This is a genomic window from Nocardioides dubius, assembly GCF_039528155.1.
Lineage (GTDB): Bacteria > Actinomycetota > Actinomycetes > Propionibacteriales > Nocardioidaceae > Nocardioides > Nocardioides dubius.
In genome coordinates this window covers 15,519-27,498 of record NZ_BAAALG010000008.1, presented here as the reverse complement: position 1 = coordinate 27,498, position 11,980 = coordinate 15,519, and the positions used below count along the sequence as shown (strand labels likewise).

Annotated in this window: 11 protein-coding genes and 1 pseudogene; 2 read left to right on the top strand and 10 right to left on the bottom strand. The window is 71.6% G+C overall.

Going from position 1 to position 11,980, the window contains the following annotated elements:
- The coding region (locus ABD151_RS10015; RefSeq protein ID WP_425571905.1) for a GTP pyrophosphokinase at positions 1-1,000 on the bottom strand (1,000 nt) is incomplete at its 3' end.
- 34 nt (positions 1,001-1,034) lie between these two features.
- On the bottom strand, positions 1,035-1,778 hold the full coding sequence (locus ABD151_RS10010; RefSeq protein ID WP_343993860.1) for a putative protein N(5)-glutamine methyltransferase: 744 nt from the start codon (positions 1,776-1,778) through the stop codon (positions 1,035-1,037).
- 27 nt (positions 1,779-1,805) lie between these two features.
- Between ABD151_RS10010 and ABD151_RS10005 the strand changes: the two genes are divergently transcribed.
- Positions 1,806-2,336 (top strand): gamma carbonic anhydrase family protein, encoded by a 531-nt coding sequence (locus ABD151_RS10005; RefSeq protein WP_343993858.1) that lies wholly within the window; start codon positions 1,806-1,808, stop codon positions 2,334-2,336.
- An 18-nt stretch (positions 2,337-2,354) separates the two neighbouring features.
- Here ABD151_RS10005 and ABD151_RS10000 read toward each other — a convergent pair whose 3' ends face one another.
- On the bottom strand, positions 2,355-4,253 hold the full coding sequence (locus tag ABD151_RS10000; RefSeq protein WP_343993856.1) for a penicillin-binding transpeptidase domain-containing protein: 1,899 nt from the start codon (positions 4,251-4,253) through the stop codon (positions 2,355-2,357).
- A 142-nt stretch (positions 4,254-4,395) separates the two neighbouring features.
- Here ABD151_RS10000 and ABD151_RS09995 point away from each other — a divergent pair, with 142 nt between their 5' ends.
- Complete coding sequence (locus ABD151_RS09995) at positions 4,396-5,151, top strand: IclR family transcriptional regulator (RefSeq protein WP_343993854.1); 756 nt, start codon at positions 4,396-4,398, stop codon at positions 5,149-5,151.
- Positions 5,152-5,167: 16 nt separating this feature from the next.
- On the opposite strand, the gene ABD151_RS09990 is transcribed toward ABD151_RS09995, so the two are convergent.
- From ABD151_RS09990 to ABD151_RS09960, 7 genes and pseudogenes are all read right to left on the bottom strand, one after another.
- A complete protein-coding gene (locus ABD151_RS09990; protein ID WP_343993852.1) occupies positions 5,168-5,761 on the bottom strand; it encodes a TetR/AcrR family transcriptional regulator in 594 nt (197 codons plus the stop codon).
- Positions 5,754-6,353 carry a TetR/AcrR family transcriptional regulator gene (locus tag ABD151_RS09985; RefSeq protein ID WP_343993850.1) on the bottom strand — a complete coding sequence of 200 codons (600 nt, stop codon included), beginning with the start codon at positions 6,351-6,353 and terminating at the stop codon, positions 5,754-5,756. The genes ABD151_RS09990 and ABD151_RS09985 overlap by 8 nt, the downstream gene beginning before the upstream one ends.
- 79 nt (positions 6,354-6,432) lie before the next feature.
- The gene (locus ABD151_RS09980; protein ID WP_343993848.1) at positions 6,433-6,816 is read right to left on the bottom strand and encodes a hypothetical protein; all 384 of its coding nucleotides are present in this window, start codon (positions 6,814-6,816) and stop codon (positions 6,433-6,435) included.
- Positions 6,817-6,881: 65 nt separating this feature from the next.
- Positions 6,882-7,520 (bottom strand): annotated as a pseudogene (locus tag ABD151_RS09975) (ABC transporter ATP-binding protein); the annotation flags it as partial.
- Positions 7,521-7,591: 71 nt separating this feature from the next.
- The gene (locus ABD151_RS09970) at positions 7,592-8,338 is read right to left on the bottom strand and encodes an ABC transporter ATP-binding protein (protein ID WP_343993844.1); all 747 of its coding nucleotides are present in this window, start codon (positions 8,336-8,338) and stop codon (positions 7,592-7,594) included.
- Positions 8,335-10,539: an ABC transporter permease gene (locus ABD151_RS09965; protein WP_343993842.1), complete on the bottom strand. Its 2,205-nt coding sequence runs from the start codon at positions 10,537-10,539 to the stop codon at positions 8,335-8,337. The genes ABD151_RS09970 and ABD151_RS09965 overlap by 4 nt, the downstream gene beginning before the upstream one ends.
- A 9-nt stretch (positions 10,540-10,548) precedes the next feature.
- Complete coding sequence (locus ABD151_RS09960) at positions 10,549-11,937, bottom strand: ABC transporter substrate-binding protein (protein WP_343993840.1); 1,389 nt, start codon at positions 11,935-11,937, stop codon at positions 10,549-10,551.
- Positions 11,938-11,980 lie beyond the last annotated feature (43 nt).

The window sequence follows — 11,980 nt, the reverse complement described above, 5'->3', positions numbered from 1 at the left end:
GGAGCTTCTCCAGGCGCGCGGCGAGGGCGTCGCGTCGGTGCGCGTTGCCGGGGAGGTTCACGTACCGGCTGCCGTGCACGGCGAGGAGGGCGTCGTCCAGGCGGCGCACCGCACCCGGCGGGTACTTGTAGCCCATCTTGGTGGCGATCACCGAGTCGTCGATGGTGGTGATCAGGCCGCTGAGCTCGTCGACCGAGGTGATGCCCAGCTCGTGCAGGACGCCGGCGATCCACTCGTAGTGATCGGTGCGCGACCAGCCGGCCTCGGCATAGTGCGAGCCGAGGAAGGCGGCGAGCTCGTCGGCGTCGATCGGCTCATCGGCGGTGGCCGGCTCCACCCGGATCACCTCGGCCAGCTTGAGCTGGTCGCGAATCTCGGAGAACTCGCGGTCGGCCAGCTCCAGCAGACCGGCCGCCAGGGTGAAGCGACGGTCGAGGTCCGGTGCGTTGTCGTCGGGCACCTGGCCCTTGTAGCGGATGTCGTGCTCGAACTCCGCCCACGCGTGCTGGAGCACCGTGCGCACCTGCACCGAGGCGGCGTGGTCGCCGATGGCCGCAACCAGCTCGGGCGAGGCGTGGGCAGGGTCGAGCGCCACCAGCAGGTGCCGGCTTGCATAGCCGAAGCGCCCCTGGCTCGCCGTCACCTTTCCGAGGTCGCGGTCGTCCAGCACTCGCATCGAGGCGGCCAGCAGATCGGCGACGGCATCCACGTCGGTGCGCACGTAGGTGATCACCCGGACGCCGACCTGGTCGGTGATCTGGCTGAGCGGGTCGTCGTAGACGGGACGGCCGTCCTCGGTGCGGGTGGTCTTGTTGGCGAACGAGCTGACCGACTTGGTGCGGCTGGTGACCGAGAGGTAGTTGATGCCGGCGTCGTCGAGCAGGCCCTGCACGTAGTCGTCGTAGAGGGCGGTGATCCGCCGGAGCTCGTCCTGCATCGCGGCGTACTTCTGCACCACGTCGGTCAGGGGCGAGGCTCCCCGTCGGCTGCGTCGGCTCATGGGCCAACACTGTCACGTCCGCCCGACACGCTGCTCACGGTTCGTTGATCAGGACCGTGGCGCCGAGCTCGTCATCGGTGACGACGGTGGCCGGCAGCCGCGCCCGGGCGAACTCCTCGGCCAGCGCGGGCGCCTGATGACGCGCCACCTCGACCAGCAGCCGACCATGCGGCGCCAGCCAGTCGCGAGCCTCGGCGACGATCCGCCGAGCGAGGTCCAGCCCGTCGGCGCCGCCGTCGTGCGCAGGCTGCGGCTCGTGGCGCCGGGCGTCGCCGTCCAGCAGGGTCAGCTCCGCACTCGGCACGTACGGCGGGCTCGCGACCACCAGGTCGACCCGCCGGGCCAGGGTTGCGGGCAGCGCCGCGAACAGGTCGCCGGCATGGAGGAGCGCCTGCGGCACGTTGCGCGCGGCGCTGGCCAGGGCTGCCGGATCGAGGTCGACCCCGTGCACCACCGCGTCGGGCTCCGCAGCGGCGAGGACGGCCGCCACCGGCGCGACCCCGCAGCACAGCTCGACCACGACCGCGCCGGCCCGCACCCGCTCGACGGCCAGGCGCGCCAGCAGCTCGGTGCGTGGCCGCGGCACGAAGAGGCCGGGGGCGACCGCCAACCGGTGGCCGAGGAAGTCGACCCATCCGATGACGTGGGCGAGCGGCTCGCCGGCGACCCGGCGGGCGATCAGCTCGGCGAGGTCGCGGTCGTCGGCGCGCAGGATCGCGGCCTCCTCCTCGGCCCAGACACAACCCGCGGCCCGGAGCGCGGCAACTACCTCGTCCATCGACCATGAGTCTGGCACAGTGCACGAATGCAGCTTTTCGAGTTCGAGGGCCTGCGTCCCTCCGTCCACCCCGAGGCGTTCGTGGCGCCGACCGCAACGCTGATCGGCGACGTACGCGTGGAGAAGGGCGCGAGCATCTGGTACGGCGCCGTGCTCCGTGCCGACGAGTGCACGATCATCGTGCGGGAGAACGCGAACGTGCAGGACAACTCGGTGGTGCATGCCGCGCCGGAGGTCGTCGTCGAGATCGGCGAGGGCGCCACCATCGGCCACAACTGCACGCTGCACGGCGCGAGCGTCGCGCGGCACGGACTGGTCGGCAACGGGTCGACCGTGCTCGACGGCGCGAGCATCGGTGCCGGCTCGATGGTCGCGGCGGGCTCCACGGTCAGCCCCGGCACCCAGATCCCGGACGGCGTCCTGGCCGCCGGCAGCCCGGCTGTGGTGAAGAAGGAGATCGCCGGGACCTCGGCCGCGTTCTGGGTCGAGGCGAACCCGGTGCACTACCCGCAGCTGGCTGCGCGCCACCGGCAGACGATCAAGCCGGCCTCCCCCTGACCTGATGGCTGGGTACAACTAGCGCGCGGCGGTCAGGAAGGCCTCCAGCAGCGGGCCGGCGGTGGCGGAGCCGGACTGCCCGTCCGCCACGAAGACGGCGACCGCGAGACCCGGGCGCTGGGCGATCATCCAGGCGTGGGTGGCCAGATCTCCCGCGGCGTTGGGCTCGCCGTACTCGGCGGTGCCGGTCTTGGCGCCGAGGTCGCCGCCCAGGTCGGCGAGGAAGCGGCCCGACCCCGAGGTGACCACGCCGCGCATCAACGCGCGCAGCTGCTTGGCCTCCGCCGCGCTCAGCGGCTCGGCAGGATCCTGTTGGGTGACCTCGTGGCCGACGACCAGCTGCGGCAGCACCGCATGACCGGCCCGCACCGAGGCGGCGACCGTGGCCATCGCCATCGGCGAGGCGAGCACCTTGCCCTGGCCGATCAGGTCGGCGGCCTTCTCCGTCGGGCCGGCGGGCGGCGGCACCTGGCCGAAGTAGGCCGGGAAGCCGAGGTCGTGGTCGACGCCGAGCCCGAGCGCCGCGGCGGCATCGGTCATCGCATCGTCGGAGAGCGTGTCGTACTGGCCGACGAAGGCGGTGTTGCAGGACTGGGCCACCGCCTCGCGCAGGGGGATCCGGCCCAGTGACGAGGCCGGGTAGTCGCTGTAGTTCTTGAACGACTTGCCGTCGACGGTGAGCGTCGCGGGGCACTGCACCATCGAGTCCGGGCGCAGGCCGGAGCGCAGCAGCGCCAAGGAGCTGACCACCTTCATCGTGGAGCCGGGGGCGTAGCGGCCGAAGGTGGCCGTGTTCTGGCCGCCCGAGCCCGGGCCCGAGGCGGCGGCGACGATGTCGCCGGAGGCCGGGTCGATGGCCACGATCGCGCTGGCCGGGCCGACACCGGCCAGGATCTGCTCGGCCTCGCGTTGCAGGCCGACGTCGAGGGTGAGGGTGAGCGGCTCGCCGTCGACCGGGTCGGACTCGTGCAACACCCGCGGCTCGGCTGCGTCGGTTTCCGCGTCGGCGTCGGCGTCGGCATCGGCATCGGCGGGATTCGCGCTGATCCGCACGCCCGGCACGCCGCGCAGCTGCTCGTCGTAGCGCGCCTGCAACCCGCTCAGGCCGACCAGGTCACCGGCCTGCACGGCGCCCTCGGACTCCTTGACGATCTCGGCGGTCGCCTCTCCGACGCTGCCCAGCAACGGCAGCGCGAACTCCCGGGTGGGCGCCAACGGGCGGGTGGTGCCGATGCCGACCGCGCCGGGGATGTTTTCGTAGGAGGCCGGCACGGACTGCTTGGCATCCTCGGCGCGCAGCGTGATCGCCTCGACGAACGCCTTCTCCCCCGCCGCCTTGGCCCGCTTCACGAAGGGCGCCACCTCGATGTCGAGGGCCTGGGCGATGCGGCGAGCGCTGCCGGCCACCTGGCCGGGCTCGATCTTGGTCTTGTCCAACCCGTAGCGGATCACGTCACGCTCGGTCACGATCGGCTGCTTCGCCGCGCCCAGGATCTCGCCGCGGCGCGGGGCGAGGCGCGCCAGTGCCAGCGTCTCCCCCTCGACCAGGCTCGGCTCCAGCACCGACGGCTGCCACCTCAGCGACCAGTCGTCGCCGTCCCGGGCGAGCTCGGCCGTCGTCGCGTAGGCCCACGGCTGCTCGCCGGAGCGCCACTGCCACGCCAGCTCGACCTCGGCGCTGTCGCCGTCGGCCTCCACGCCGGCCACCTCCACCTCGACCGGCACCGCCTCGAGCGGCGCGACCAGCGCGGCGTAGGCGGCAGCGTCGCCGTCGACCGCGACCGGGGCGAGGTCGCGTTGCTCGAGCGCGGTGGCCAGGTCGTTGGCGAAGGTGCGGGCGGCGTCCGCGCCGTCGTCGCTGCAGGCGACGAGCGCGGAGGCCGAGAGACCGAGTGCGAGGAGACCAGCAAGGCGCATGCCTCGATCATGACGGGCCCCTCCGACACGACCAAGCGACCCCCGCCGCGGCCGGCGGAACCCGCTCCCGATCGGTGATTGCCAGTCCCTGTGATGCGGACTACGATCTGACCGAACGCTCGATCAAAAGTAGGGAGAGGCGATGCCGGCGACACAGCGAGCCGAAGACGCACCCACCGCCGTGCTCGGCCGGGTGGGCGTGCTGCTCGACGCCTTCAACGGCGCCTCCTCCCTCACCCTCGCCGAGATCACCCGGCGCTCCGGCCTGCCGCGCTCCTCGAGCCATCGCCTACTCGAGCAGCTGGTCCAGCTCGGCTGGGTGAGCCGGGTCGGCAACCACTACGCACTCGGGATGCGGATCTGCGAATTGGGCACCCTTGTCCTGCACCACAACGCGGTGCGGCGCTCGGCGACGCCCTACCTGCAGGAGCTGCACCGGGTCAGCGGCCTGGCCGTGCACCTGGGCCTGCTCGACGGCGAGGACGTCATCTACCTCGACCGGGTCGGCGGCGCCAGCTCCTTCCGACTGCCCACCCGGATCGGCGGCCGGTTCCCTGCCCACGCCAGCGCGATCGGGAAGATGCTGCTCGCCAGCTCCGGGCTGAGCGGGGTTCCGGAGCGGCTGAGGCCGGTCACCACCCATACGATCACCCGCCCCGCCGCCCTGATGCGCGCCCTCGACCGGATCCGCGCGGAGCGGTTCTCGGTCGAGAGCAGCGAGGGCGTGCTCGGCATCTCCTGCGTCGCCGTCGCGGTGAGCAGCCCGGACGGCACTCCCACCGCGCTCTCGGTCGCCGGGCCCACCGACACCATCCGGCCCGAGCGCCTGGTTCCGATGCTGCGCGCCACCGCACAGCGGATCAGCCACCAGCTCGACCAGCCCCGAGCCGCGCGCTAGCCGGGTCGCCGCCCGGCTAGCCGGCCCGCCGCAGGTAGCCGTCCAACAGGATGGAGACCAGCTCGTCGGCGATCCGGCGATGGTCGGTCTCCAACTGGGCCCGGTTCCAGCGCACCGAGGCCCAGGTCAGGTGGTTGATCACCTCGCGCACATGCTCCGCGGCGACGTCGCTGCGGAACGCTCCGCTCTCGCGGCCGGCGGTCAGGATCCGGCGCCAGTGGTTGCGCGCCCTCGCCGTCTTCGCCGCGATCTCGTCGTGGTCCGGCAGGATCGAGAGCGCGGACGACTCGTTGCTGTAGATCTCGGTCGCGTTGGGATGACGCGAGGCGATCTCCATCGACGTCCGGATCAGGCGCCGGAACAGCTCGTCAGGGCGGACCTCGTCGATGTCGAGCCCCTGCTGCTCGTACTCCGCCAGCAGCTCGTCGAGGAACCGGTGCAGGATCGCCGAGGCGATGGACTCCTTCGACGGGTAGTAGTAGTAGATCGTGCCCGAGGACATCGACATCTCCGAGGCGATCTGACGGATCGTGGTGCCGGCGACCCCGCGCACCACGAAGAGCGCACCCGCCGTCCTCAGGATCCGCTCGCGGCGATCCCGGTCAGCCATCACGCCTCCCAGTCGCGGCGCCGGCCCGATAGCCCTCGACGAGCAGCTTCAACAGCTCGTCCGCGAGCAGCTCGTAGCGCTCGGCCAGCACCGGCCGGTGCAGCCGCACCGTCAGCCACACCGACTCGCTCAGCAACCGGGTGAAGGCCGCCACGTCGACGTCGTCGCGGAACTCGCCGGCGGCGACGCCGGCCGTGGTCAGCTCGAGCCAGAGCATCTCGTTGCGGCGCACCGCGCGGCTGATGTTCTCGTGGTCCGGCAACGCGACCAGGTTGGTGGCCTCGCGGAAGTAGGTCTCGGTCGCCCAGGGATGGTCGGCGGAGATCCGCAGGGAGAGGACGACGAGCTCGGCGATCCGGTCCTGGAACGAGCCCTCGCTGCGCGCCAGGCGTGCGTACTCGTCCTCCAGCGACCCCACGAAGCGCGAGATCAGCTCGGAGGCGATCGCCTCCTTGGAGGAGAAGTGGTGGTAGATCCCGCCGAGGCTCATCTGAGCCTCGTCGGCGATCTGCCGCACGGTGGTCGCGGCCACCCCGTACTCACTGAAGAGTCGTCCGCCTGCGTCGAGGATGTTGCGCACGGCGCCGTTCACGCGGCCGCCCGCGACGGCGACGACAACGGAGGGGACGTGGTCTGCACGCCAGGCACTTTGCAGTGAGTGCGGTGAGGTGTCAAACCCGGTTCTTGCCCGCCAGGTCCCGCTGCTCGTGCATCAACCGGACCAGCCAGAAGCGCAGGAAGCGCTGCATCGAGCAGACCGCGTAGACGGTCGCCCCCACCCCTGCCAGCACCAGGCCGAAGAGGCCGAGTACCACCATCTCCAACTGGTCGCGCAGGTCGCTGGCCTGCGTCGTCGAGCGATAGGCGAGCAGGACCACGACGGCACCCGCGACACAGAGCAGGACGCCGAGCAGGCGCACCATCCGGTCGCGGTCGCCGAGACCACTGCTGGCACTGAGCTTGGCGAGGTCGGCGGCGAACGCCTCCTGGCCGGCGGCTCCCAGCATGGCGCCTGCGTTGTCGTCGGTCTCGCCGGGAAGAGCGGTCGTGCTCATCGGGGGCTCCTGTCGTCGTGATGCGGAAGGGGTGAGAGGTGTCGGGTCCAGGCGGTGACGTGGCGTCACGAGGCGCCGGCACCGAGGTAGTGGTCGGCCAGGACGTCGGCGATCTCGGTGGGCGGGCCGTCGGCGACGACCTGCCCGTGGGCCAGCACCACCGCCTGATCGGCGATGCCGAGGATGTCGTGCACGAACTGCTCGACCAGGACGATCGTGCTGCCGTCGCGCGCCAGGTCCGCGACGTGTTGGTAGAGGGACTCGACGATCTGCGGAGCCAGGCCCATCGACAGCTCGTCGATCACGATCAGCGGACGGCGCAACACCACCGCCCGCGCCAGCGCCAGCATCTGCTGCTCGCCGCCCGACATCGTGCCGGCCACCTGGTTGCGGCGCTCGGCCAGCTTCGGGAAGACGGAGAACGCGTGCTCCTGCAGGGCCTTGGCCTCCCGGCGGTCCCGCGCCAGCAGCCGCAGGTGCTCGGCGACGCTCAGGCTGGGGAAGATCCCCCGCCCCTCGGGGACGGTGGCGACCCCGGCCCGCGCCAGTCGCTCCGGACGGGCCCCGGTGACGTCGACGCCGGCGACCGCGACCTGACCCGCGGTCGGGCGCAGCTCGCCCGAGATCACCCGCACCAGCGAGGTCTTGCCGGCCCCGTTGGGCCCGAGCACGCCGAGCACCTGGCCGGGCCGGACCTCGACCGAGACGCCATGCAGCACCTCGATCTGGCCATAGCCGGCCCGGATCTCGCGCACCGCCAACATCGGCTCCGTCATCACGCACCTCCAGCAGTGGTGGAACTTCCGAGATAGGCGGCCTGCACCGCAGCCGAGGAGCGGACCTCGGCCGGCGTGCCGGCCGCGACGACCTGGCCGTGGTCGAGCATCACCACAGTGTCGGACAGGCCCATCACGAACGGCATGTCGTGCTCCACCAGCGCGATGGTCAGTCCCTCCTCGTCGGCCAGGGTCCGCAGCAGCGCGGCCATCTGCGCGGTCTCGTGCTCGTCCAGGCCGGAGGCTCCCTCGTCGAGGAGCAGCAGGCGCGGACCGGTCGCCAACGCCCGGCCCAGCTCGACCAGCCGTTGGGTTCCGGTCGGCAGCTGGTCGGCCAACGCCTGCTCGACGCCGCCGAGCCCGAGCCGGGTCAGCACGTCGTCGACGATCGCGTGCGGGCGCACGGAGCGCTCCCAGCGCCGTCGCGACTCGGCTCCCACCAGCAGGTTCTCCCGCACCGAGAGGGTGCCGAAGACCTCCAGGCGTTGGAAGGTCCGGGCGAGGCCGAGGCTCGCCCGGCGCTGCGGCGCGTGCCGGGTGACATCGCGTCCGGCCAGCTCGACCCGCCCACTGGTGGGGCGCTGGATGCCGGCGACCACGTTGAACAGCGTGGTCTTGCCGGCTCCGTTGGGCCCGATCAGTCCGGTGATGGTGCCGGGCCGGATGTCGAGGGAGACGTCGTCGAGGGCACGCAGGCCACCGAAGCGCACCGAGACCGAGGAGACCCGCAACAGCGAGACGCTCATCGGGCGGTCACCTCCGCCGGGAGAGCCGCCGGCACCGAGGACAGGCGCAGCTCGTGGTCGATGGAGATCACCTGCGCCGGGCCGATCGGCTTGCGCAGCAAGGGATCCGGCAGCCGCTCGGCCCGTGCCTCGACCACGGTGGCCAGGATCAACCCGGTGACCGCGGCCAGCACGACCAGCACCACCGCGACTCCGCCGGGCAGGCCGAGCCAGGCCGCCACCAGTGCGGCGAGGACGCCGGTGCCGACCAGAACCGCCCCGCGCGACGGGTGGCGACGGAACAGGTCGGCGAACATCGGGATCTGACCGCGCGGCATGTCGATCAAGGCGAGCACCGCCAGGCCGGGTGCCAGCAGCTCGAGCGAGCTGGTGAACGGTCCGGGCGCCCAGTCCTGGACCAGGGTCGCGAAGAGCACGGTCATCATCGCCGCCGCCATCGGTGCGCTGACGGTGCCGATGCCCATCACCATGGTGGAGAGCACCAGGGTCAGCCCGAAGACCATCGGGAACTGCTCGACCGCGCCGAACCGGGCACCTTGCACCAGCAGCGCACCGCCGATGCCGGCCACCACGCCGGCCAGGCCGAAGACGCTGGCCTTGGTCCACAGCAGCCGGACGCCCACACAGGCAGCGGCGACCTCGCTGTCGCGCATCGCAACCAGCCGTCGTCCGTAGGCACCGCGTCGCACCGCGACCAGCACCAGCGCCAGCAGGAGGTAGACCAGCACCGCATAGCCGAGGAAGTGCCGCGGGTCGGTCAGGTCGACGCCGAAGAATTCGAGGTCGGAGATCCGGCGCTGGTTGCCCAGGATCTCGGGCTGCTGCATCACCAGCGCTCCGAAGACCACCGCGAAGGCGACCGAGCACAGCGCCATGGAGAGCCCGGAGAGGCGGAGCGCCGGCAGCGCGACGAGGATCGCGACCACGCCGGTGGCGGCCCCGGCGAGCAACAGGGTCGGCACGCCACCGCCCGCCCACAGCGCGACGAAGGCACCGACCCCGGCCAGCGCCAGGGGGGCGAGGAACGGGATGCCCGCCCAGCCCATCAGGGGCACCATCCCGAGCAGGATCACCGCCAGCGCGACGCCGTTGCCCAGCCGCCCGAGCAACACGTTGCTGGCGAACATCGCGAGCAACCCGCCGACCGCGAGCAGTACCAGGGCCCAGGTGACCACCGTCCTGTTCGACGGCAGCCGCTCCACCGGATAGCTGCGCAGCGTGCGCCCGGTCGGCAGCTGCGCCTGCGGCAGCGCGAGCAGGACCACGAAGAGCAGGATCAACGGAAGGTTGGAGGGAACGCCGACCCAGCGTCCCTCGAAGGTGAGGAACTGGTTGGCGAAGGTCAGCGAGAGGCCGACGACGAGGGCACCGACGTAGGCCATCGAGATGCTGCGCAGTCGGCCGAACATCGCGGCGGCGAACGAGTTGATCACCAAGAGGCTCATCGCCTCGACGCTCATGTTGCCCACCTCGGGGGCGATCAGGATGCCGGCAGTGGCGGCGGTGACCGAGCCGATCACCCAGGCCAGCGAGGAGATCCGGGTCGGGCTGATCCCGTTGAGCGCCGCCAGATCCTCGTTGTCGACGGCGGCGCGCATCGCCACGCCGAGCCGGGTCATCCGGATCAGCAGGTGCAGTGCGACGGCGAGACCGAGGGTGATGCACAGCGTGATCACCCGCGACCAGGTGAGCACCACGCCGGCGATCTCGATGCCGCCGAGGCTGCCCAGCGGTTGGATCGGGTACGAGTTCTGGGGGCTCCAGACGAGCCGCGCCACACCCATCAGTGCCACCATCAGCCCGACCGTGCCGATCAGTCGCATCATCACCGGCGCGTGCTTGAGGCGCCGCATCAGGACGACGTCGAGCGTGACGCCGAGCAGCGGCGCCACCACGCAGATCACCAGCACCAGCGAGAGCCACAGCGGCAGCTCACGGTTGACGCTCAGCTCCCAGAAGATGAAGGCGCAGATCATGCCGATCGCGCCGTGCGCGAAGTTGAAGATGCCGGTCGCGGAGTGCACGACGACGAGCCCGGCCGCGTTGACCGCGTAGATCGCGGCGACCGGCAGGCCGAACACGAGCAGCTGGAGCAGCGTCTCCCCGGTCACCGGGGTGCCGGCCCAGGTCGCGTTGACGACCAGGCCGAGCACTCCGGCGACGAGGATCAGCGGCACCAACCGGCTGAGGTGGTTGGTCATGAGTGGCGACTAGCCCTTGAACGCGGTGGCGGGGTCGATGGTGACCGACTCGAGCGCACCGCAGTGGAACTCGGCGCTCGCCTCGGGGAAGGCGCGCTCCCAGCTGCCGTCCTCGCCGAGCTCGACGAAGACGCTGCACACGCCGGCCTCCTTGGCCGAGGGGGTGGTCGTGCCGATCATGCCGTCGGCGTTGAAGTCCTTGACCGCGTCGAGAGCAGCGATCAGGTTCGCCCGGGTCAGGCCGTTGACGCCGTTCTCGGCGACGACCGCGTTGACCGCCTCCTCGAAGAGCAGCCCGTCGGCCCAGGCCATCGCGGCGAACAGGTTGTGGGTCTTCACCGCGGAGGTGAACTCCTTCATCGCCGGGTTGGCGTCGGCCTCCTCGAAGGGCAGGTGTGGCACCGGAACCACCGTGCCCGCGCCGGCCTTGCCGGCGGCCTCCACGTAGGCCGGGTCGTAGCAGGAGGTGCAGACCCACTTCTCGACGCTGTCGACGCCCTGGGTGGCGGCCTCCTGGCGCATCTGGATCAGGCCCGGGAACGGCGCGCCCCAGAAGACGAACTGCGAGCCGTGCTTCTTCAGCGAGGCAGCGCGCGGGGTGTACTCGGCGCTGGTGTCGGCGGACTTCACACCGATCATCTGGTCGATCGCCATCCCGTCGTCCGCCATCACCTGGAAGGCGGCGACCGAGGTGGCGATGGTGCCGACGGTGTCGGCCGAGAGCACGAAGGTGCCGTGGGTGTCGCCGCCGGTGGCCTCGGCCATGTAGTCGGAGATCGCCGTCGAGCCGGTCAGCGTGCGCTTGCCCTCGGCTGCCGGGCACGGGTCGCCCGAGGGACCGAACAGGTAGTAGGAGGTGGCGTTGCAGTACTGGGTGGCGTACAGGCCCAGGGTCTGCAGCTGCGGCTGCCCGGTGGTCGCCCCGGCCGCGTCCTTGCACTCGGCCAGCGGGCTGGCGTCGGCGGCCGCCATCATCGTGTCGCCGACGCTGGCGAAGGCGTTCTCACACGAGGAGACCATCGCGTTGCGCGACTCGGTGGGGTCCATCTTCGAGTCGTAGGTCTTCACCTCGATCTGACGGCAGGCAAGGCCTCCAGCCGCGTTGACCGACTTCGCCCACGCCTCCACGGCCTCCACCGATCCCGACGCGAGGCCGGGAGCCGCGGTGGCGCCGGTGTCGGCCGACACCTGGACGACGATCGTGTCCGCGGTCACGCCGGTCTCGGTGGCCTCCAGGGTCTCGTTCGCGCATTCCGCCGCTACCGACGGAGCCGCGCTGGCGGGCTCGTCGGCGCCGGTGCCGCCCTGGCCGTCGTTGCGCTCGGCCTGGCCGCAGCCGGCCAGGACCAGCAGCGAGGTCGCGGCAAGGACCGAGAGTCTGGTGAGTGGACGATTCATGGTTCTCCTAGAGGGGTGTCACCGAGAGGTGTGGTGCGGACGC